General features: G+C 66.4%; 20 protein-coding genes. 16 read left to right on the forward strand and 4 right to left on the reverse strand.

All coding sequences use genetic code 11. The annotated features are described in order from the left end of the window. Window positions 1-29 precede the first annotated feature (29 nt). The gene (locus AWC06_RS18170; protein ID WP_169715375.1) at window positions 30-638 is read left to right on the forward strand and encodes an SDR family NAD(P)-dependent oxidoreductase; all 609 of its coding nucleotides are present in this window, start codon (window positions 30-32) and stop codon (window positions 636-638) included. Here AWC06_RS18170 and AWC06_RS18175 read toward each other — a convergent pair. Continuing rightward, on the reverse strand, window positions 612-1472 hold the full coding sequence (locus tag AWC06_RS18175; protein WP_085199374.1) for an SMP-30/gluconolactonase/LRE family protein: 861 nt from the start codon (window positions 1470-1472) through the stop codon (window positions 612-614). The two genes, AWC06_RS18170 and AWC06_RS18175, sit on opposite strands and share 27 nt — an antisense overlap. 82 nt (window positions 1473-1554) lie before the next feature. On the opposite strand from AWC06_RS18175, the gene AWC06_RS18180 reads away from it, so the two are divergent. The 3 genes from AWC06_RS18180 to AWC06_RS18190 are packed head-to-tail and all read left to right on the forward strand — an operon-like array spanning window position 1555 to window position 4600. After that, window positions 1555-2472, forward strand: a complete 918-nt coding sequence (locus AWC06_RS18180; RefSeq protein WP_085199375.1) for an LLM class F420-dependent oxidoreductase — start codon at window positions 1555-1557, stop codon at window positions 2470-2472. Window positions 2473-2510: 38 nt separating this feature from the next. Continuing rightward, the gene (locus AWC06_RS18185; RefSeq protein WP_085199376.1) at window positions 2511-3392 is read left to right on the forward strand and encodes an acyl-CoA thioesterase; all 882 of its coding nucleotides are present in this window, start codon (window positions 2511-2513) and stop codon (window positions 3390-3392) included. 5 nt (window positions 3393-3397) lie between these two features. Continuing rightward, window positions 3398-4600: an acyl-CoA dehydrogenase family protein gene (locus tag AWC06_RS18190; RefSeq protein ID WP_085199377.1), complete on the forward strand. Its 1203-nt coding sequence runs from the start codon at window positions 3398-3400 to the stop codon at window positions 4598-4600. Here AWC06_RS18190 and AWC06_RS18195 read toward each other — a convergent pair. Next, window positions 4586-5263 (reverse strand): DUF427 domain-containing protein, encoded by a 678-nt coding sequence (locus AWC06_RS18195; RefSeq protein ID WP_085199378.1) that lies wholly within the window; start codon window positions 5261-5263, stop codon window positions 4586-4588. The genes AWC06_RS18190 and AWC06_RS18195 overlap by 15 nt on opposite strands. Before the next feature lie 39 nt (window positions 5264-5302). Between AWC06_RS18195 and AWC06_RS18200 the strand changes: the two genes are divergently transcribed. The 3 genes from AWC06_RS18200 (at window position 5303) to AWC06_RS18210 (ending at window position 7805) form a co-directional block, all read left to right on the forward strand. Next, window positions 5303-6481 carry a CaiB/BaiF CoA transferase family protein gene (locus AWC06_RS18200; RefSeq protein WP_085199379.1) on the forward strand — a complete coding sequence of 393 codons (1179 nt, stop codon included), beginning with the start codon at window positions 5303-5305 and terminating at the stop codon, window positions 6479-6481. Window positions 6482-6550: 69 nt separating this feature from the next. Further along, window positions 6551-7084: a hypothetical protein gene (locus AWC06_RS18205; protein WP_227371009.1), complete on the forward strand. Its 534-nt coding sequence runs from the start codon at window positions 6551-6553 to the stop codon at window positions 7082-7084. Next, complete coding sequence (locus AWC06_RS18210; RefSeq protein WP_085199381.1) at window positions 7077-7805, forward strand: SDR family NAD(P)-dependent oxidoreductase; 729 nt, start codon at window positions 7077-7079, stop codon at window positions 7803-7805. The genes AWC06_RS18205 and AWC06_RS18210 overlap by 8 nt, the downstream gene beginning before the upstream one ends. A 10-nt stretch (window positions 7806-7815) precedes the next feature. Here AWC06_RS18210 and AWC06_RS18215 read toward each other — a convergent pair whose 3' ends face one another. Beyond that, the gene (locus AWC06_RS18215; protein ID WP_085199382.1) at window positions 7816-8913 is read right to left on the reverse strand and encodes an alcohol dehydrogenase catalytic domain-containing protein; all 1098 of its coding nucleotides are present in this window, start codon (window positions 8911-8913) and stop codon (window positions 7816-7818) included. A gap of 14 nt (window positions 8914-8927) precedes the next feature. On the opposite strand from AWC06_RS18215, the gene AWC06_RS18220 reads away from it, so the two are divergent. Next, entirely contained in the window at window positions 8928-9386 is a 459-nt protein-coding gene (locus tag AWC06_RS18220; RefSeq protein WP_085199383.1) for an acyl-CoA thioesterase, read from the forward strand. An 87-nt stretch (window positions 9387-9473) separates the two neighbouring features. Further along, window positions 9474-9917, forward strand: coding sequence for an SRPBCC family protein (locus AWC06_RS18225; RefSeq protein ID WP_085199384.1), 444 nt, complete (start codon window positions 9474-9476; stop codon window positions 9915-9917). Here AWC06_RS18225 and AWC06_RS18230 read toward each other — a convergent pair. Further along, a complete protein-coding gene (locus tag AWC06_RS18230; RefSeq protein WP_085199385.1) occupies window positions 9914-10612 on the reverse strand; it encodes a GntR family transcriptional regulator in 699 nt (232 codons plus the stop codon). The two genes, AWC06_RS18225 and AWC06_RS18230, sit on opposite strands and share 4 nt — an antisense overlap. An 80-nt stretch (window positions 10613-10692) precedes the next feature. Between AWC06_RS18230 and fadD5 the strand changes: the two genes are divergently transcribed. The 7 genes from fadD5 (at window position 10693) to AWC06_RS18265 (ending at window position 19827) form a co-directional block, all read left to right on the forward strand. Continuing rightward, the gene (gene fadD5, locus AWC06_RS18235) at window positions 10693-12345 is read left to right on the forward strand and encodes a fatty-acid--CoA ligase FadD5 (protein ID WP_211281989.1); all 1653 of its coding nucleotides are present in this window, start codon (window positions 10693-10695) and stop codon (window positions 12343-12345) included. A gap of 231 nt (window positions 12346-12576) precedes the next feature. Further along, window positions 12577-13383 carry an MlaE family ABC transporter permease gene (locus tag AWC06_RS18240; protein ID WP_085199387.1) on the forward strand — a complete coding sequence of 269 codons (807 nt, stop codon included), beginning with the start codon at window positions 12577-12579 and terminating at the stop codon, window positions 13381-13383. Continuing rightward, on the forward strand, window positions 13380-14249 hold the full coding sequence (locus AWC06_RS18245) for an ABC transporter permease (protein ID WP_085199388.1): 870 nt from the start codon (window positions 13380-13382) through the stop codon (window positions 14247-14249). The genes AWC06_RS18240 and AWC06_RS18245 overlap by 4 nt, the downstream gene beginning before the upstream one ends. A gap of 16 nt (window positions 14250-14265) precedes the next feature. Next, window positions 14266-15576 (forward strand): MCE family protein, encoded by a 1311-nt coding sequence (locus AWC06_RS18250; RefSeq protein WP_085199389.1) that lies wholly within the window; start codon window positions 14266-14268, stop codon window positions 15574-15576. Continuing rightward, window positions 15573-16613 carry a virulence factor Mce family protein gene (locus tag AWC06_RS18255; protein WP_085199390.1) on the forward strand — a complete coding sequence of 347 codons (1041 nt, stop codon included), beginning with the start codon at window positions 15573-15575 and terminating at the stop codon, window positions 16611-16613. The genes AWC06_RS18250 and AWC06_RS18255 overlap by 4 nt, the downstream gene beginning before the upstream one ends. After that, a complete protein-coding gene (locus tag AWC06_RS18260; RefSeq protein ID WP_085199463.1) occupies window positions 16610-18190 on the forward strand; it encodes a virulence factor Mce family protein in 1581 nt (526 codons plus the stop codon). The genes AWC06_RS18255 and AWC06_RS18260 overlap by 4 nt, the downstream gene beginning before the upstream one ends. Beyond that, on the forward strand, window positions 18187-19827 hold the full coding sequence (locus tag AWC06_RS18265) for a virulence factor Mce family protein (RefSeq protein ID WP_085199391.1): 1641 nt from the start codon (window positions 18187-18189) through the stop codon (window positions 19825-19827). Before AWC06_RS18260 ends, AWC06_RS18265 begins: the two co-directional genes overlap by 4 nt. Window positions 19828-19833: the final 6 nt, after the last annotated feature.

Raw genomic sequence — 19833 nt, forward strand, 5'->3', positions numbered from 1 at the left:
AAACTTACCCGAAGTGTCACGCTCTTTGCGTGCCACCAGCTGACTACCAGATCTTAGCCGGACCGGCCGGGGGCAGGGCCGTCGTCATCACCGAAGCCGCATCGGCAGTTGCCCTGGCTGTCGCCGCACGATTGGCCGGGGATGGCCATCTGGTGCTGATGGGGGCCCGCCGCACCGACGTGTGTGAGGGGCTCGCGAGCCGTCTTCGATCCGACGGCGCCGCGGCCTTCGCCGCATACCTGGACCTCGCCGACCCTGCCTCGATCAATCGGTTCGTCGAGTCTGCGGGCTACCTGGTCGGTGCCGTCGACGTGCTGGTCACCGCGGCCGGTCTCGCCGACGGCTCGTGGGTCGGTGCCCAACACCTTGCGGCACAAGTCATTCCGCCGATGATCGAAAACCAGCGTGGTGATGTCGTGCTGATCAGCCCGGAGCTCGTCGGGCCGTCGCTGCCGGGGGCAAAGCGGATGCTGGACACCTGGGTATTGGGTTTGCAGGCCGAATTCGTCGGCACCGGCGTGCGGGCCTCGATCATCCGTTCGGGCGAGGACATCGTGAACCTTGCTGTACCGAGATCGACGTCAGTGCCGGAAATCTTGAAAAAAGCGACGCTACCGTCGATCTCGGCGCTCAACTGAGGGTGTCGCCGCACCAGGGATGTCCACGATCACCGTGTCGAGTCGGGACAGCCGAGTGCCTGCCAGCCGCTTGGGATCGGCGTCGGTGCTGGACATCATGAACAGCGTGCGGCGCTCTGGGCCGCCGAGCGTGCAGGCGATCGCGGCGCGATCGCCGATGTCGATGCGGTGAGTCACTTCGCCGCCTACTGTGATCCGCTCGAACTGGTGGGCCAGCGTCATCGCGGTCCACACGCCGCCGCCGGCATCGAGGGTGATGCCGTCGGGCGGGCCGTCCAAACCGTCGGCGAAGACCCGCCGGTCGCGCAGCTCGCCGCCGTCGCCGATGCTGAACGCGGTCAACCGCCTGCCGGTCGACTCCGCCACGATCAACGTCTCGCGATCGGCGGTGATCACCATCCCGTTGGGAAACTCCAGGTCTTCGGCGACCATGGTCACGGTGTTGTCCGGATCGACCCGCAGGATCACCCCGCCGTGAAATGCCTGCGACCCGATGTAGGCGCGTCCGAGGTCGTCGACCACCATGTCGCAGAGGTCGGCGGGTGCGACAGCGCTCAGGTCGGCGACGGCGATCACGGCTTCGCCGTCGTAGCGCAGGACCTGGCGGGCCTCACTGGAGGCGATCAGCAGGGACCCATCGGGGCGGAATCCCAGCCCGGACGGGGTATGCCCGGGCAACGGCACGGTGGTCAGCGAGCCACGCAGGTCGACGGTGTGCACGGCCTCGCCGAGAACGTCGGAGAACCACAGCAGCCCCTCGAACCAGCGCGGGCTTTCGCCGAAGCAGAACCCACTTGCCAGCGTTTGGAATGCTGTCTGCGAACTCGTCGTCACAATGCCCCCTACACGACTCCTGGGTTAGCTTTACAGATTATTGTAAAAGTGTCACGCAGTCGCTTCGCGCGGAGGTAGGCCGATGCATTTCACGATCACCCACCCGATGCACCGGCACCCCTACAACCCGGAGCTGGTCAGCGGCAGCGGCATCGCCGCGGTCGCCGCGGCCGCGGAGGCGGCCGGATTCCACGGCTTCGGGTTCACCGACCACCCCGCGCCGACGCAGCGCTGGCTGGACGCCGGCGGACACGATGCACTGGACCCGTTCGTGGCGATGGGTTTCGCCGCGGCGCACACCAGCACGTTGCGGTTGATTCCCAACATCGTCGTGCTCCCGTATCGAAATCCGTTCGTGGTGGCCAAGTCTGGCGCGACGCTGGATTTGCTCTCCGGCGGCCGCTTCACGCTCGCGGTCGGAGTCGGCTACCTCAAGAAGGAGTTCGCCGCCCTCGGTGTGGATTACGACGAGCGTGCCGAGCTGTTCGACGAGGCGCTGGACGTGATCCGGACGATCTGGACCACCGATGACGTCTCGTTCGAGGGCAGGCACTTCACCGCTCGCGGGATCACCGCACACCCGCGACCGGTGAGCGAGCCGCATCCGCCGATCTGGATCGGCGGCAACACCGGAGCCGCTCGTCGGCGGGCTGCGCAAAAGGGCGACGGGTGGTGCCCATTCCCCGCGCCCGCGGCGCTGGCCCAGACCGCTCGCACCGCGGCCATCGACTCGCCCGAGCGCCTCGTCGACGGCATCGACGACCTGCGTCGCCGAATCGATGCGGCTGGCCGCGACTGGACGGATTTCGACGTCGTATTCAGCAACTTCGACGGCGGCAACCCGGCAGCCGACGACTTCAACGCCGACGCCTACCTGACCGGTGTGGAAAAGCTGGCCACCCTCGGCGTCACATGGCTGCAGGTGTCGTTGCCCGGGGACAGCGTGGCGCATGCAATCGAAACCATCGACCGCTTCCGCACACTGGTGATCGACGCCTAAGCCTTTACAACATTCGTAGAGAATGTCACGCTCGCTAGGTGACCACGGACTCTGAGCAGACACACTGGTCGGTCGCCGGCCTGCTTGACTTGTTCGACGTGCGGCCCGACGGGTCGGACCGCTTCAGCGGCGACACCGGGATCGCCGGCGAGGACGAGCGGCAGGTGGTGGAAGGCACCCAGATACTGGCGCAGGCGATTGTCGCGGTGACCAAACGGTTTCCGGAGAAGTCGCTACGCTCGGCGCACGCGGTGTTCGCCCGCGCCGTGATGGCCGGTCCGCCCGTCGAATTCGACATCGACGTCGTCCACGAGGGCCGCTCCACCGCGACCGCGGTCGTCGCCGTGCAGCAGAACGGCCGCCGCTGCATCACGGTGACCGCGCTCGCCGACGTGCCGTCGTCCGATGTCATCCGTCACCAGCTGGCCCGCCCCGATGTCGCCGGGCCTGCGGATGCGAACGTGTCGCCGATGCCGATGGCGGGGCGGGAGGTGCGGCTGGTCGACGTCGTGGACGTCAATAGCCCCGACGAAGTCGGGCCGCCGGAGCTGTACGCCTGGGTGCACTACGACCCGATCCCGGCCCGCGACGACTTGGCCAAGGCGCTGGTCGCGTATTTCACCGGCCACCTGGGGATTTCGACGACGATGCGTGCGCACGAGGGCATCGGCACCAGCCAGTCGCACCTGACCGTGTCCACCGCACCGTTGTCGGTGACGGTGAGCTTTCACGAGCCGGTGTCGTGGGCCGGCTGGCTGCTGTACACGCACGAAAGCACCCAGGTCGGCGCGGGCATGTCGTATGTCCGAGGCGCGGTGCACACCGAAGAGGGCGAGCTGATCGCGTCGTTCAACCAGGAGGCGCTGATTCGTCCGCTGCGCACCAGCGACGCCGCGATCAAAACCCAAGCCCGGCTTTAACGGTCATGGACTTCTCGGTCGTCGAACTCTCCGCCGAGGACGCGGAGTTCCGCGATCGGTTGCGGGCGTTTCTGGCCGATGTGGTCACCGACGAGGTGCGCCGACGAGACCGTGAGACTGGCGAGAATTTCGACGAGGGAGTGCATTTGGCGCTGGGCGCCGAAGGCTACCTGGCCAGCGACTGGAAGGAGGAATCCGACGGCGGCTTCAGCGCGGTCCGCCGGCGCATCTTTGACCTGGAGATCGGCCGCGCGCACACGCCGTGGTTCCACTGGGGCACGACGGCCATGGTCGCGCACAAGGTCGAGCAGTTCGGATCCCCGGAGCTCGCCCGGGAGGTGATACCCGGGGTGCTGTCCGGTCACATCCGGCTGTGTCTGGGTTACACCGAGCCCGAGGGCGGCTCCGACGTGGCGACCTGCAAGACCCGCGCGGTCCGCGAGGCGGATGGATCTAGCTGGGTCATTAATGGCTCCAAGATGTTCACCTCCAACGCGCAGAACGCCAAGTATGTCTTTCTGCTCACCAACACCGACCCGGATGCCCCGAAACACAAGAACCTGACCATGTTTCTGGTGCCGCTCGATTCGCCGGGCATCGAGATCCAACCCATCCGCACCATCGACGGCGACCGGACCAACATCGTCTACTACAGCGATGTCCGGGTGGACGACAAATACCGCATCGGTGAGGTCAACGGCGGCTGGTCCGTGCTGCGGGAGGCGCTCGACGTCGAGCACGGCACGTTCGAACGTGATCTCGAAGGTCTGCAGCGGATCGCGGTGATGTCCGAGCAGGCCACCCTGATGGCCGAGGCCATCGACCGGATCGCGGCGCTTGCCGCCGAAGCGGGCCCTGATGGCCGCCGGCTGCTGGACGACACGTCGGTGGCATACCGGCTGGGCCGCGGTGTCGCTCGCCTGGAGGCGGCGCTGAGCACCCCGGGAATGTTCGGGCGAGTGGCCAATGCGCAAGCCATGCGCGATGTTTCACCCGATCTGATGGACCTGCTTGGGGCCGCGTCGGCGCTTCCCGTCGGCACCAGCCGTGCCGCCGACGACGGCGCCGCCGAATACGTTTTTCGGCTGGCGTTGCCGACCGGTATCTACGGCGGCACGCTCGAAGTCTTCCGCAACATGATCGCCCAGCATGCGCTGGGCCTCGGACGCCCGAACTATTCGCCGCCGGCGTCCTCACGACGCGGGTAGTTCGGCGAAAACCTCGGCCCGGGTCGCGTCGAAACTGAGGAAGCCCTTGATCGGCAGGCTTTCCGGTGGCGGATCCGGATAGCTCCACCCGACGTCTTCGACGACGGTGTCGCCGATCGCGGCCGTCCAATACGTCGCTGTCCCTTTGTAGTTGCAGTACGTCGACGTATCCGATTGCCGCAGAACGTCGGTGCGCACGTACGCCGGGTCGACGTACAGGCGAGGTTCCAGCGCCGTCTCGAACACGATCACGGTGTCATCGGTGTCCACCAGCGTGCTGCCGACCACCTCGACCCGTAGCCGCCGCTGGGTCGGGCGACAGTCGACGCGGTGGTACGGGTTAGGCGGGTAGTGGACGAGCGTGCGTCCTTCCTCCAGCCAGGTGTCGACGGCGTCCCACGGCACTGCGAAGTATCCGGGTGCCTCCGAAACCGGTTGGCTGGGCAGGCCGTCGACGTCCTCTGCGCGAAAAGCGTAGGACAACGGGTGATTTCGCCGGTGCACCAGCAATGACCGCTCGGTGTCGATGATTGTGCGCCCGCCGCGCAGCGCCTGCACGCGTCGGGGATGCGGCTCGACATAGACCACATCGTCAGGCACGGCGGGTGAAAACCAGCCCGCGGGATCACTGCTCAGCGGGCCACGCCCGGCAACGAGACTCATGATTGGTACTCAGGGTAGTCGCATGGTGTGATTCCGGGCATGGCCGGACCGATGGAAGGCATCAAAGTCGTGGAGCTCGGGGTCTGGGTGGCCGGGCCCGCAGCGGGTGGCATCCTCGCCGAGTGGGGTGCGGACGTGATCAAGATCGAGCCGCCGACCGGCGATCCGGGGCGGCTGTTCGGCAAGATGCTCGGCCTGGACTTCGAGATCAACCCGCCCTTCGAGATGGACAACCGCTCCAAGCGCAGCATCGTCCTGGACCTGACAACCGACGACGGGCGCGCGACAGCTCTTGAATTGATCAGTGACGCAGACGTTTTCGTGACCAATGTGCGCCCCGCTGCGTTGCGGCGGCTCAGATTCGACTTCGAGTCGATAGCCGCTGACCATCCGCGCCTTGTCTACGGGTTGATCACCGGCTACGGCGAAACCGGGCCCGACGCCGACTGGGCCGCCTACGACGTCGCCGCGTTCTGGTCCCGCGCCGGGGTGGCGCATCTGCTGACCCGGCCCGGTGACACGCCGCCGTTTCAACGCGGCGGGATGGGCGACCACGCGGCGGGCATGACGTTGGCGGCGGCCATCTGCGCAGCGCTGCTGGCCCGCAACCGAACCGGAGCCGGGCAGCTGGTGACCACATCGCTGTACCGACAGGGTGCGTACACGGTGAGCTTCGACTTGAACACCTACCTGATGACCGGCCAGCCGATTGCCATCGGGCAGCGGGAGACGATGGGCAACCCGTGCATGAACAACTACACCGCGGGCGACGGCCGGAGGTTCTGGATCGTCGGGTTGCAAGCCGACCGGCATTGGCCTGCCCTGTGCCGGGCCGTCGGCCACCCCGACTGGCTCACCGATCCGCGGTTTTCCACCGCGCGCTCCCGCGCCGCCAACGCCGTCGAACTGATCGCCCGGTTGGACGAGATCTTTGCCACCAAGCCGCTCGACGAATGGGCGGAGGTGTTCGCCGGGGAGCCCGATTTCTTCTGGTCGCCGATCAACACGGTCGAAGACGTCGTCGCCGACGAGCAGTTCCACGCCGCAGGCGGCATGGTCGACGTCCCGGAGGGCCCGGCGGGCGAAGGCGCCGTGCCGATGGTCGCGACTCCGGCGGATTTCCACGGCACGCCGTGGGCGCCGCGGTCCACCGCGCCGGCGCTCGGCGCGCACACCGAAGAGATTCTCGCCGAGTTGGAGGCGCGCCGTAAGTTCTGACCACCCTTTACAGATTGGCGTAAAAGTGTCACGCTGGGTCGGCCGGATGCAACGATGAGGAATGGTTCATTGATAGCTCGACCTTCGCCCGCAACCGCGGCCTCGCGCTCCGACGATGCTGCATTCAAGTACCGGCTCGACGTCATCGCCGCCAGCCCTACCGATGTCGCGTGCTCGGTCGGCGGGTGGGTTTACGACAGGGTGGCGGCCGGCTGGGAGGTCAACGTGCTGCTAACGCAGCGCTGCGATATCCGCCCGTTGCAGATCCTGGGCGCGCGGGTGGCCGACCTGGACTCCCAGTTCGTGCCGACGAGCATCGGCTTGGCGGTCAGCGCAGAGGTTTTCGCGTCCAACCCGGGCATCCGCGAGCAGGTGCTCAAGGCGCTGGATCAACGGATGACCGAACTCACGCTCTGGCACGACGATTGGCCGTTGGCTGTCGGTCACCGGATGACGACCGTGCAGCATGTGCTCAGCGGTGCCGCGCGCGCGTTCAAGCGTCATGCGCTTGCGGCCGCGGGGATTTCAGCTTCGGTCGGTGCAACCGAAGTGCTGCGCAGCAATTGCCTGCCGGTCGATTCAGAGCTGATCCCGGTTGGCTGACGCGCGCGTCGCCCTGGTGACCGGAGCCGCCCGCGGGCAGGGCTGGGCCATTGTGCAACGGCTGCGCGCAGACGGATTTCTCGTCGGCGCCTGCGACATCAGCACCGGGGAACTCACGGCCGCGGTCGACGGTTTGGGCGACGATGCGGTGATCGCGGTTCCGCTCGACGTGACCTCGCCGCCGCAGTGGGCCAACGCAGTCGCGGCCGTCGTCGACCGGTTCGGGTCGCTCTCCGCGCTGGTGAACAACGCCGGCGCGCTGCACCGCGCGTCGATCGACGAAGAGTCGGTCGAGGGATTCGAAAAAGCTTGGCGGGTCAACTGTCTGGGCGCATTCATCGGTATTCAAGCGACACTCGAGCAGTTGCGGGCCGCCGACAATGCGGCGATCGTCAACACCTGCAGCACCGGCGCGATCCGCCCGTTCCCTCGGCACAGCGCTTACGCGTCGGCGAAGTGGGCGTTGCGTGGCCTGACCCAGATCGCCGCCGCTGAGCTCGCGGCCTCCGGAATCCGGGTCAACGCGGTGTTTCCGGGCCCGATCGCGACACCGATGCTGGACAACGAGACCCAGGCGCGGCTGGCGTCGACGTCGCTGTCCGGCCGGATCGGACAGCCGTCGGAGGTGGCCGACGCCGTCGCGTTCCTGGTCTCGGATCAGGCGTCGTTCATCACCGGTTCGGAGCTCGTCGTCGACGGTGGGCAATGCCTGCAGATCTAGGGCTCGTCGGTTAGAAGGTGATCAGCTGGCGGATCGCGGTGCCCTCGGCCAGATGATCCATCGCCTCGTTGATGTCGTCGAGCGAAATCGTCGAGGACACCAGCGACTCCACCGGCAGCCGGCCCGAGCGCCACAGCTCGACGAACTGTGGGATATCACGTGCGGGCACCGCCGAGCCCAGGTAGCTGCCCACCAACGAGCGGCCTTCGGCAACAAAACCCAACGGCGACACGCTGATTCGGGCATCCGGTGGTGGCAGGCCGACGGTGATGGTGCGACCGCCGGGGGCGGTCAGCTCGATCGCCGTCTGTAGCGCAGCGGGATGGCCGGCCGCCTCGATGACCACGGCGGCCTTGACCCCGGCGTCGGTAGCCGCCTCGGGTGTGAAGGTTTCATGCGCGCCGAGGTCGCGAGCCGCTGTCAACTTCTCGGGTAGTTGGTCGACGGCGACGACCCGGACGTCGTCGTGGGCCAATGCCGTCAGCACCGCCGCCATACCGACACCACCCAGGCCGACGACGGCAACAGTCTCACCCGGACGCGGCTTACCGACGTTGAGCACCGCGCCGCCGCCGGTGAGCACCGCGCAGCCCAGTAGCGCCGCGACGGACGGAGGTACGTCGTCCGGCACCGGGACGACGCTGGCCCGGTGGACGACGGCGTGCGTCGCGAAGCCCGACACCCCGAGATGGTGGTAGACGGGGCGGTTGTCCCGGCTCAGCCGCATCCCGCCGCCCAGCAACGTGCCGGCGGTGTTCGCGGCGCTGCCCGGCTGGCACGGGGTCAGCCCGTCGGTGGCGCACGCCGCGCAGTGGCCGCACCGCGGCAAAAACGTCATCACCACCCGCTGACCGACCGCTATGTCAGAGCCGCTGCGTTCGACGATTCCGGCTGCCTCGTGACCGAGCAACATCGGCACGGGCCGCACCCGGTTGCCGTTGACCACCGACAGGTCGGAATGACACACGCCGGCAGCCTCGATGCGGACCTGCAGTTCGTCGACTGCGGGCGGGGCCAGGTCAACCTCGGCAACGCTGATGGGCCGCGATGCCGTGTAGGGCCGTGGCGATCCGATGTGCTCCAGCACCGCACCGCGGATTCGAAGCATGTTCGAATACAACCATGACCGTGTTTTCGGGGGGGCCGCCCGCCCCGGACGGGCTCACCAGCCGCGACTTTCCGGTGCACTGGCCCGTGACCACCCGCTGGGCCGACAACGACATGTTCGGGCACCTGAACAACGCGGTCTACTACCAGCTCTTCGACACCGCGATCAACGGCTGGATCAACACCAACGTCGACCTCGACCCGGTGACCACGCCCTTGCAAGGCATCGTGGCCGAATCGGGCTGCCGGTACTTCTCCGAATTGCATTTTCCGGAGCGGCTGATGGTCGGCGTGGCGGTCACTCGGCTCGGACGCAGCAGCGTCACCTACCGGCTCGGCGTGTTCCGGGCAGACGAACAGACCATCACCGCGCTCGGCCACTGGGTGCACGTCTACGTCGACCGGACCACGCGCAAACCGCAACCGATTCCGGAGGCCATCCGCGCGCTGCTGGCGACGGCCTGCGTGAGCTAGTGCATTGTTCCGACGCCCTCGGCCGCTGTGCCGATCCGCTGTGCCCGGCTTCGCCGCGCTTGCGATCGCCACGGATATGCTCGGCCAATGCCGTTCGTGAGCAAGACCGTCGAGGTCGCCGCCAACGCCGCCACAGTCATGGGCATCGTCGCCGACTTCGAGTCCTACCCGCAGTGGAACAAGGAGATCAAAGGCCTGTGGGTGCTGGCCCGCTACGACGACGGACGCCCCAGCCAGCTGCGTCTGGATGCCGCCTATGAAGGCATCGAAGGCACCTATATCCAGGCGGTGTACTACCCGAACCCGAACCAGATTCAGACGGTCATGCAGCAGGGCAACCTGTTCACCAAGCAGGAGCAGCTGTTCAGCGTCGTGGAGATGGGCCCGACGTCGCTGCTGACTGTGGACATGGACGTCGAGACCGAGATGGCGGTGCCGGCGCCGATGGTCAAGAAGCTCGTGAACAACGTGTTGGATTACCTCGCCGAGAACCTCAAGCGGCGCGCCGAGGAACTAGCGTCGTCGAACTAGCCCCAGATCCCGCTGGTGTCCAGTCGCTCGGCGAGCCGGCGCGCGCCGTCGACGAACTGCCAGTTGGTGTGTTCGACGACCGCGCCGGCATCGCGGCGGCGCAGCGCGGCGATCAACCGCCGGTGGTTGTCCACTGCGGCCGCACCCCATTCCGGGTCGGCGGCATACACCAACAACGGCATGTAGCGCGCGACATGCAGCAAGAACCAGGCCAACTTGATCCGCCCGGCGGCATGGTTGAAGGCCCGGTGAAACGCGAACTCGATCGTCGCGATCGCCTCGACGTCGGCGGACGCGACGGCGGCCGCCAGCGTGTCGGTGATGTGCTCGAGCTCGTCGATCTCGGTGTCAGTGATGCGTTGGGTGGCCGTCGCGGCGAGTTCCTTGGCGATGGTTGCCTGCAACCAGAAGATGTCGTCGACGTCTTGGCGGGTCAGCGGCAGTACGACATGGCCGCGGTGTGGCTCGAGTTGGACCATGCCCTCGCCGCGCAGCTTCAGTAGCGCCTCGCGTACCGGCGTGACGCTGACCCCGAGCTTGGCCGCGGTGTCGTCGAGCCGGATGAACGTCCCGGGTCGCAGCTCGCCCGACATGATCGCCGCACGCAAGTGGCCCGCGACCTCGTCGGACAACTGCGCTCGGCGCAGCGGCGGCCCAAAGTCGGGAAGCGCTTGTCTTCGCGCCGCTAAGACCATAATGTGACCCACACAACACCAAGTTTTATCAAATATCAAGCCGACCGCGAACGGCGCCGAGCAGAAAGGAAACCCTCTAGTTGACCGCGCAGTTGACTGGCCAGAACGCCCTCGGGGCAGCTCCCACCGAGCAGCCGTACCTGGCTCGACGACAGAACTGGGTCAATCAACTCGAGCGGCACGCGCTGATGCAGCCGGGTGCGACGGCGTTGAGATTCATGGGCCACACCATCACCTGGTCCGAACTTCGGCGGCGCGTCGTCGCGTTGGCCGGAGCCCTGAGCCGCCGAGGGGTCGGCTTCGGGGACCGGGTGATGATCCTGATGCTGAACCGACCCGAGTTCGTCGAGTCGGTGCTGGCGGCCAACATGCTCGGCGCCATCGCGGTGCCGGTGAACTTTCGGCTGACGCCCGCCGAGCTCGCCTTCCTGGTCGACGACTGCGAAGCGCGAATCATGATCACCGAATCCGTGCTCGCCGCGGTGGCCGGCGGTGTCCGCGGCATCACGTCGGTGCTCAACACGATCGCAGTGGCCGGCAGCGCCACCGAAGGCGATCTGTTGGGCTACGAGGATCTGGTCAACGAGCCCGGTGACCCGCCCGAGCCGGTGGACATCCCCAACGACTCGCCGGCGCTGATCATGTACACCTCGGGTACCACCGGCCGGCCGAAAGGTGCGGTGCTGACCCACACCAACCTGACCGGGCAGACGATGACCGGGCTTTTCACCCACGGCGTGGATGTCAACGATGTCGGCTTCATCGGCGTCCCGTTTTTCCACATCGCCGGAATCGGCAACATGTTGACCGGGATGCTTCTCGGCATCCCCACGGTGATCCATCCGCTGGGCGCGTTCGACCCCGGGCAGCTCCTCGACGTGCTGGCCGCGGAGAAGGTCACCGGAATCTTTTTGGTGCCCGCGCAATGGCAGGCGGTATGCGCTGCGCAGCAGGCAAATCCGCGCGACGTGAGACTGCGGGTGATGTCGTGGGGCGCCGCGCCGGCGTCGGACACGCTGCTGCGGGAGATGTCGGAAACCTTCCCCGGAACGCAGATCCTGGCCGCGTTCGGCCAGACCGAGATGTCGCCGGTCACCTGCATGCTGCTCGGGGAGGACGCGATCCGTAAGCGCGGCTCGGTCGGCAAGGTGATACCGACGGTGGCCGCCCGCGTCGTCGACGACAACATGGACGATGTGCCCGTCGGTGAGGTCGGTGAAATCGTCTACCGGGCACCGACATTGATGAGCGGCTACTGGAACAACCCGGAGGCCACCGCCGAGGCGTTCGCCGGCGGCTGGTTCCATTCGGGCGACCTGGTCCGGATGGACGACGAGGGCTACGTCTGGGTGGTCGACCGCAAGAAGGACATGATCATCTCCGGCGGCGAGAACATCTATTGCGCCGAGGTGGAAAACGTCCTGGCCAGTCATCCCGGCATCGTCGAGGTCGCCGTCATCGGGCGCCCCCACGAAAAGTGGGGTGAGGTGCCGATCGCGGTCGCCGCCGTTGCCCAAAGCGATCTGCGCATAGAGGATCTCGATGAGTTCCTCACCGAGCGGCTGGCGCGCTACAAGCATCCCAAGGGATTGGAAATCGTCGACGCATTGCCGCGGAACCCCGCGGGCAAGGTGCTCAAGACCGAATTGCGCGCACGCTACGGGGCGCCCCAGGGTGCAGCCGGAGCCCATGAAAGCGCTTCGGCGTCAACGGATCCAGGTCGCGGCGGATGAACCTGACATAACGCTCTGATAACGAAGAACGCGCAGGTCAGTTTGACGGAAGGCTAATAGTGCGGATGCGGTGTACGGCGAGTGAGCCATCGGGTATGGTCCTGTGGTCTGCCTTACTACCCCGCAGTAGGGAGGCGGCGGTCACACCTGAGGGATGGGGCAAGGAGGAGGCGTGAGACTGGATCCGCCGCTATGCCGCGGTAGCCGCGGTTCCTTCCCGAGGGGGCGCCGGTGACAACGACCCAGCCGCGACTCACCGATTACGTGCGTGACCAGCTAGGCCCGCCGCTGGTACTTGTCGGCGGCTTCTTCCGGATGTGCGTGCTGACCGGAAAAGCAGTGTTCCGCCTGCCGTTCCACTGGCGCGAATTCATCGGGCAGTGCTGGTTCATCATGCGGGTCGCACTGCTGCCAACCATGGCGGTCTCGGTGCCCGTTACGGCGCTTTTCATCTTCACGTTCAACGTCCTGCTGATCCAGGTCGGCCTTGCCGATGTCTCGGGCGCGGGCGCCGGGATCGCGGTGATCACCCAGATCGGCCCGATCAACACGGTGTTGGTGATCGCCGGCGCGGTGTCCACCGCTATCTGCGCCGACCTCGGTGCGCGCACCATCCGCGAGGAGATCGACGCGATGGAGGTGCTCGGCATCGACCCCATCCACCGGCTGGTAGTGCCCCGGGTCCTCGCCTGCGCCCTGGTCTCGATGCTGCTCAACGCCCTGGTCTGCATGGTCGGCCTGGTCGGCGGCTTCCTCTTCGGTGTTTATCTGCAAAACGTGTCGGCCGGCGCTTACCTGGCCTCGCTGACCCTGCTCACCGGACTGCCCGAAGTCGTCATCGCGACGATCAAGGCCTTGACCTTCGGGCTCATCGCGGGTCTGGTCGGCTGCTACCGCGGGCTGACCGTCCGGGGCGGCTCCAAGGGTCTGGGTACCGCCGTCAACGAGACCGTGGTGTTGGTTGTGGTGGCGCTGTTCGCGGTCAACGTGGTGCTGACCACTATCGGTGTGCGGTTCGGAACGGGGGCCCTGGGATGACGACAGGTCAAGTACTGCGCACCCGCTTCCCGCGGGCAGCGGGAAACCTTCGTCGCTACGGCGGCGCCGCGGCCCGACCACTTGAGGAAGCCGGAAAGCTGGGCTGGTTCGCGGTAATCGGCGGTCGCGACATGGCGTGGGCGGTGACCCGTTACCGCAAGGAAATCCTGCGGCTCATTGCCGAAGTCGGCATGGGCACCGGGGCCATGGCCGTCGTCGGCGGCACCGCGGTGATCATCGCTTTCGTGACGCTCTCCGCCGGCTCGCTGGTCGCCATTCAAGGCCTTGCGTCACTGGGCCACATTGGAATCCAGACCCTGCTGGGGTTCCTCGCCGCATTTATCAACGTGCGTCTCGTCGCGCCCATCGTCACCGGCATCGCCCTGGCAGCCACGGTCGGCGCCGGCGCCACCGCCGAACTGGGCGCCATGCGGATCAGCGAGGAGATCGACGCGCTGGAGGTGATGGGCATCAAGTCGACGGCGTACCTGGTGTCCACCCGGGCGTTGGCGGGGCTGGTGGTGATCATCCCCCTCTACGCGGTGGGCCTGATCTTGTCCTTCCTGTCTCCGCAGGTCCTGACGACGGTGATATACGGACAGTCCACGGGCACCTACGAGCACTACTTCCGGACATTCTTGCGCCCCAACGACGTGTTCTGGTCATTCGTGGAGGTCATCATCATCGCCGGGGTGGTGATGCTCTCGCACTGCTACTACGGCTACAACGCCAGCGGCGGCCCGGTCGGTGTCGGTGAGGCAGTCGGCCGCTCGATGCGTTTCTCGCTGGTCTCGACGCCGGTCGTCATGCTATTGGCCGAAATGGCGCTCTACGGCGTCAACCCGAACTTCAACTTCACGGTGTAAGGCAACGGGATAGAGCATGACGACTCCGCAGGGGAAGGTAAACAAGCCGCCGGCCCGGCCGTACCGAACAGCCGGTGTAGTAGTTTTTCTGGTCGCTGCGCTAGTGCTATGGCTGGTGTACCTGCAGTTCAAGGGGGATTTCACGCCAAAGACGCGGTTGACGATGCTGTCGTCTCGTGCGGGTTTGGTGATGGATCCGGGTTCAAAGGTCACCTACAACGGGGCGGAGATCGGCCGGGTGGCCAGCATTTCCGAGGTGCAGCAGGACGGCAGGCCGGCGGCCAAGTTGGCCTTGGACGTGTATCCGCGCTACCTCAAGGTGATTCCGGCCAACGTGGACGCGAGGATCGTGGCGACCACCCTGTTCGGCAACAAGTATGTTGCGTTCACGTCGCCGAAAAACCCTACGCCCCAGCGGATTACGCCGCAGCACGTCATCGACGCCAGGTCGGTCACTGTCGAGTTGAACACGCTGTTCCAGACGCTCATGTCGATCTCCGAGAAGGTGGATCCGGTCAAGGTGAACCTGACGCTTTCGGCGGCCGCGGAAGCGTTGAACGGGTTGGGCGACAAGTTCGGGCAGTCGATCATCAACGGCAGCGCCGTCCTCGACGACATCAATCCGCGGATGCCCACTATCCGCCGCGACATTCAGCGGTTGGCGGACCTCGGCGACACCTACGCCAACGCGTCGCCGGACCTGTTCGATTTCCTGAACAACGCGTCGACGACGGCACACACGGTGCACCTGCAGGAGAAGGAGCTGGATGCGGCCCTGTTGGCGGCGACCGGCTTCGGCAATACCGGCGCTGACATCTTCAACCGCGGCGGGCCGTATCTGGCACGGGGGGCCGCTGACCTGGTGCCCTCGGCTCAGCTGCTGGACACCTACAGCCCGGAGGTGTTCTGTGCCATCCGCAACTTGCACGATGTCGAACCGAAGGTCGCCGCTTTCACGGGTGGCTTCGGCGGCTATTCGCTGCGATCCGACACCGAATTGTTCTCCGGGTTGGGGCTCATGCTGGGTCTCCCGGGGATCGGCATGACGATCGCCACCCAGGGCCTCATCGGGCTGGCCGGACTGGTAGGCGGAGCGCCCAACCCCTACATCTACCCGGAGAACCTGCCGCGCGTGAACGCGCACGGCGGGCCGGGCGGTGCGCCCGGCTGCTGGCAGTCGATCACCCGTGATTTCTGGCCGGCGCCCACGCTAGTGGCGGACACCGGCAACAGCCTCGCGCCGTACAACCACGTAGATACCGGCTCGCCGTACGCAGTCGAGTACGTCTGGGGCCGTCAGGTAGGGGACAACACGATCAACCCATGAAAATCACCGGTACCTTAATCAGGCTCGGCATCATCGGGACGGTGCTGCTGCTATTCACCGTGCTGCTCGCCGTGGTGTTCGGTCAGATGCGCTTCGACCGGACCAGCAGCTACTCGGCGGAATTCAGCAATGCCAGTGGCTTACGCGAAGGCCAGTTCGTCCGGGCCGGCGGGGTGGAGATCGGGAAGGTCAAAAAGATCCAGCTGGTCGACAACGGGCATCGGGTACAGATCGATTTCGACGTGGACCGCTCCGTGCCGCTGTACCAGTCCACCACCGCACAGATCCGCTACCTGAACCTGATCGGTGACCGTTACGTCGAACTCAAGCGCGGGCAGGGCGAGGGCGCCGACCGGGTCCTCCCGCCCGGGGGGTTCATCCCGCTGTCGCGCACTCAGCCGGCCTTGGATCTGGACGCGCTGATCGGCGGTTTCAAGCCGCTGTTCCGGGCGTTGGACCCGGAGAAGGTCAACAACATCGCCTCGGCCATCATCACCGTCTTCCAGGGTCAGGGCGGCACCATCAACGACATCCTCGACCAGACCGCACAGCTGACCTCCACGATCGCCGAGCGCGACCAGGCCATCGGCGAGGTGGTCAAGAACCTCAACATCGTGCTGGACACCACGGTCAGACATCGCAAGCAGTTCGACGAGACCGTCGACAATTTCGAGAAACTGATCAGCGGGCTCAACACCCACGGTGACGAGCTGGCCGCCGGCACCGCCCACATCAGCGACGCCGCCGGGACCGTCGCCGACCTGCTGGCCGATAACCGGACCCTGCTGCACAAGACCCTGAATTACCTGGAGCCCATCCAGCAACCGATCATCGACCAGCGGGACGCGTGGGACGACCAGATCCGCCGCACGCCGCCCGGGCTGAACATTGTGGGCCGCGCCGTCGGCAGCTACGGAGACTGGGTGAACTTCTACTTGTGCGATCTCACGCTGAAGACCAATGGGCTACAGGCGGGCGGCCCTGTTCGCACGGTCCATGTCTGGGCGCAGCCGTCAGGTAGGTGCACGCCGCAATGAGAACGCTGGAACCTGCCAACCGATTGCGAATCGGCCTCATGGGCGTGGTCGTGGTGGTGCTGGTCGTCATCGTGGGCCAAACCTTTACCAGTGTTCCGATGTTGTTCGCCAAGCCCACTTACTACGGGCAGTTCACCGATACGGGTCAGCTGAACAAGGGCGACAAGGTGCGCATCGCCGGCGTCAATGTCGGGCAGGTCGAGGAGATCAAGATCGCGGGCGACCACGTCGTGATGAAGTTCTCCACCGGCAACAAGACCATCGGCACCGAGAGCCGGCTGGCGATCAAGACCGACACCATCCTGGGTAAGAAGGTGCTCGAGATCGAGCCGAAGGGCACCCAGCCGCTGCGTCCGGGTGCGATGTTGCCGCTGGGGCAAGCCACTACCCCCTACCAGATTTACGACGCGTTCTTCGATGTCACCAAAGCCGCCGCCGGCTGGGACATCGAGACCGTCAAACAGTCGCTGAACGTGTTGTCGCAGACCATCGATCAGACGTATCCCCACCTGAGCGCGGCCCTCGACGGCGTGGCCAAATTCGCCGACACCATCGGCAAGCGGGACGACCAGATCACGCATCTGCTCGCGCAGGCCAATCAGGTGGCCAGCATTCTCGGCGACCGCAGCGAGCAGATCGACCACTTGTTCGTCCACGCCAACGAGCTGCTGGCTGCGTTCAACCAGCGCAGTCAGGCCATCAGCGCGCTGCTGGGCAATGTTTCCGCTTTCTCGGCGCAGGTGCAGAACTTGATCAACGACAACCCCAATTTGAATCACGTGCTGGAGCAGCTGCGCATCGTCAGCGACCTGCTGGTGGCCCGCAAGGACGACCTGGCCAAGACGCTCGCAACGTTCGGCAAGACCGTTGCGGCCCTGAACGAAACCGTCGCGTCCGGACCGTACTTCAAGGTCCAGCTGTCCAACCTGCTGCCGCCCTGGATCCTGCAGCCGTGGGTGGATGCGGCGTTCAAGAAGCGTGGGATCGACCCGGAGGACTTCTGGCGCAGCGCGGGGCTGCCGGCCTTCCGGTTCCCCGACCCGAACGGCACCCGGTTCCCCAACGGTGCGCCGCCGCCCGCGCCGCCGGTGCTGGAGGGCACCCCGGATCACCCGGGACCGGCCGTGCCGCCGGGGTCGCCGTGCTCGTACACGCCGCCGCCGGAGCTGCTGCCGCGGCCGGGCAACCCGATGCCGTGTGCCGGCATGAATCCAAATGTGGGACCCTTCGGGCCCAACGGGCCGTACTCGTTGCCCGACGTGCTCTCGTCGCCGCCTAACCCGAACGGTTTGCCCCCGACGCCGGGCATCCCGATCGCCGGGCGGCCGGGCGCACCGCCACCTGACCTGCCGGGCACCCCGGCGCCGCTGCCGCCGAACGCGCCGCCGGGGGCACGGACCGAGCATCTGGCACCGGCCGGCCCGACGCCCCCGCCGTCGACGTTCGCGCCGGGACTGCCGCCCGGACCGCCGGCACCACCCGGACCCGGCCAACAGCTGCCGGCGCCGTTCATCCCCCCCGGCGTACAGGGCAGCCAGCCAGGCGGCGGCGGAGGAAGCGTGGGAGGTACTCAGTGAGCACCGTCTTCGATATCCGCAACCTGCGGCTGCCGAGGCTGTCTCGGGCGTCGGTGATCATCGGCGCACTGGTGATCGTGCTGGCGCTCGTCGTCGCGTACGTCGGCTACCGGCTCTTCGAGAAGCTCACCAACAACACCGTGGTCGCCTACTTCCCGCAGGCCAATGCGCTTTACTCCGGGGACTCGGTCGAGATTATGGGTGTGAAGGTCGGTGCGGTCGACAAGATCGAGCCGGTCGGCGACAAGATGAAGGTGACCTTTCATTACGCCAACAAGTACAAGGTGCCTGCCGATGCGCAGGCGGCGATCCTCAACCCCACCCTGGTGGCGTCGCGGCTCATCCAGTTGGAGCCGCCATACAAGGGCGGTCCGGTGCTGGCGAACAACGCGGTGATCCCGATAGAGCGCACTCGGGTGCCCACCGAGTGGGACGAGCTACGAAATACCGTCACCAACATCATCTCCAAACTCGGGCCCACGAAGGAGCAGCCCAAGGGGCCCTTCGGTGACGTCATCGAGGCCTACGCCAACGGGCTGGCCGGCAAGGGCAAGCAGATCAACACCACGTTCAACGCCCTGTCGCGAGCACTGACCGCGCTCAACGAAGGCCGCGGCGACTTCTTCGCGGTGGTCCGAAGTCTGGCGCTGTTCGTGAACGCGCTGCACCAGGACGACCAGAAGTTCGTCGCGTTGAACAAGAACCTGGCCCAGCTGACCGGCAACTTGCGCGGCTCCGACGCCGACCTGGCCAACGCGATACAACAGGTCGACAGCCTGCTCACGACGGTTCGGCCGTTCCTCGACAAGAACGCGGAGGTGCTGACCCACGACATCAACAACCTCGCCGAGGCGACCAATGCGCTGGTGCAACCCGACCCGCTGAACGGCTTGGAGACCGGCCTGCACGTGCTGCCGACGGCCCTGTCGAATGCGGCCTTGATTTACCACCCGGCGCAGGGCGCCGTCGTCGGCCAGCCAGCCGGGACCCTGGGCACGATGGGCTTCGCGAACCCAATGCAGTTCATCTGCAGCGCGATTCAGGCCGGTAGCCGGCTCGGCTACCAGGAATCCGCCGAGCTGTGCGCGCAGTACCTGGCGCCGATTCTCGATGCGATCAAGTTCAACTTCCCGCCGTTCGGGCTGAACCTGTTCAGCACCGCCGCGACGTTGCCCAAAGAGGTCGCGTACTCGGAGCCGCGCCTGCAGCCGCCGAACGGGTACAAGGACACCACCGTGCCGGGCATCTGGGTGCCCGACACACCGTTGTCGCACCGCAACACCCAGCACGGCTGGATCGTCGCGCCGGGCATGCAAGGCGTACAGGTGGGGCCGGTGACGGCGGGCTTGCTGACCCCCGAGTCGCTTGGCGAACTCATGGGCGGGCCGGACATCGCTCCGGTGCAGTCAAACCTGCAGACACCGCCGGGATACCCGAATGCCTACAACGAGGAGCCCGGCCCGCTGCCCTACATCGGCCAGCCGAACCACCCGGCGCCGATACCACCACCACCACCGGGGCCCGAGGTAGTCCCTGGTCCGGTCGCGCCGACGCCGGCGCCGGTCTCCGGGCCAGGCCCGGCGCCCGCGGGCCCACCGCTGCCGGCTGAGGCCGCATCGTCAGGAGGGGGCCAGTGAGCAGGG

It is taken from the genome of Mycobacterium fragae, assembly GCF_002102185.1.
Lineage (GTDB): Bacteria > Actinomycetota > Actinomycetes > Mycobacteriales > Mycobacteriaceae > Mycobacterium > Mycobacterium fragae.

What these genes read in the sequence shown, in the direction of transcription:
- AWC06_RS18215 (WP_085199382.1), bottom strand. Translation starts at nt 8,913, where the DNA reads ATGCTTCGAATCCGCGGTGCGGTGCTGGAGCACATCGGATCGCCACGG.
- AWC06_RS18250 (WP_085199389.1), top strand. Translation starts at nt 14,266, where the DNA reads ATGACGACTCCGCAGGGGAAGGTAAACAAGCCGCCGGCCCGGCCGTAC.
- AWC06_RS18230 (WP_085199385.1), bottom strand. Translation starts at nt 10,612, where the DNA reads ATGGTCTTAGCGGCGCGAAGACAAGCGCTTCCCGACTTTGGGCCGCCG.
- AWC06_RS18245 (WP_085199388.1), top strand. Translation starts at nt 13,380, where the DNA reads ATGACGACAGGTCAAGTACTGCGCACCCGCTTCCCGCGGGCAGCGGGA.
- AWC06_RS18195 (WP_085199378.1), bottom strand. Translation starts at nt 5,263, where the DNA reads ATGAGTCTCGTTGCCGGGCGTGGCCCGCTGAGCAGTGATCCCGCGGGC.
- AWC06_RS18220 (WP_085199383.1), top strand. Translation starts at nt 8,928, where the DNA reads ATGACCGTGTTTTCGGGGGGGCCGCCCGCCCCGGACGGGCTCACCAGC.
- AWC06_RS18255 (WP_085199390.1), top strand. Translation starts at nt 15,573, where the DNA reads ATGAAAATCACCGGTACCTTAATCAGGCTCGGCATCATCGGGACGGTG.
- AWC06_RS18200 (WP_085199379.1), top strand. Translation starts at nt 5,303, where the DNA reads ATGGCCGGACCGATGGAAGGCATCAAAGTCGTGGAGCTCGGGGTCTGG.
- AWC06_RS18190 (WP_085199377.1), top strand. Translation starts at nt 3,398, where the DNA reads ATGGACTTCTCGGTCGTCGAACTCTCCGCCGAGGACGCGGAGTTCCGC.
- AWC06_RS18260 (WP_085199463.1), top strand. Translation starts at nt 16,610, where the DNA reads ATGAGAACGCTGGAACCTGCCAACCGATTGCGAATCGGCCTCATGGGC.
- AWC06_RS18180 (WP_085199375.1), top strand. Translation starts at nt 1,555, where the DNA reads ATGCATTTCACGATCACCCACCCGATGCACCGGCACCCCTACAACCCG.
- AWC06_RS18225 (WP_085199384.1), top strand. Translation starts at nt 9,474, where the DNA reads ATGCCGTTCGTGAGCAAGACCGTCGAGGTCGCCGCCAACGCCGCCACA.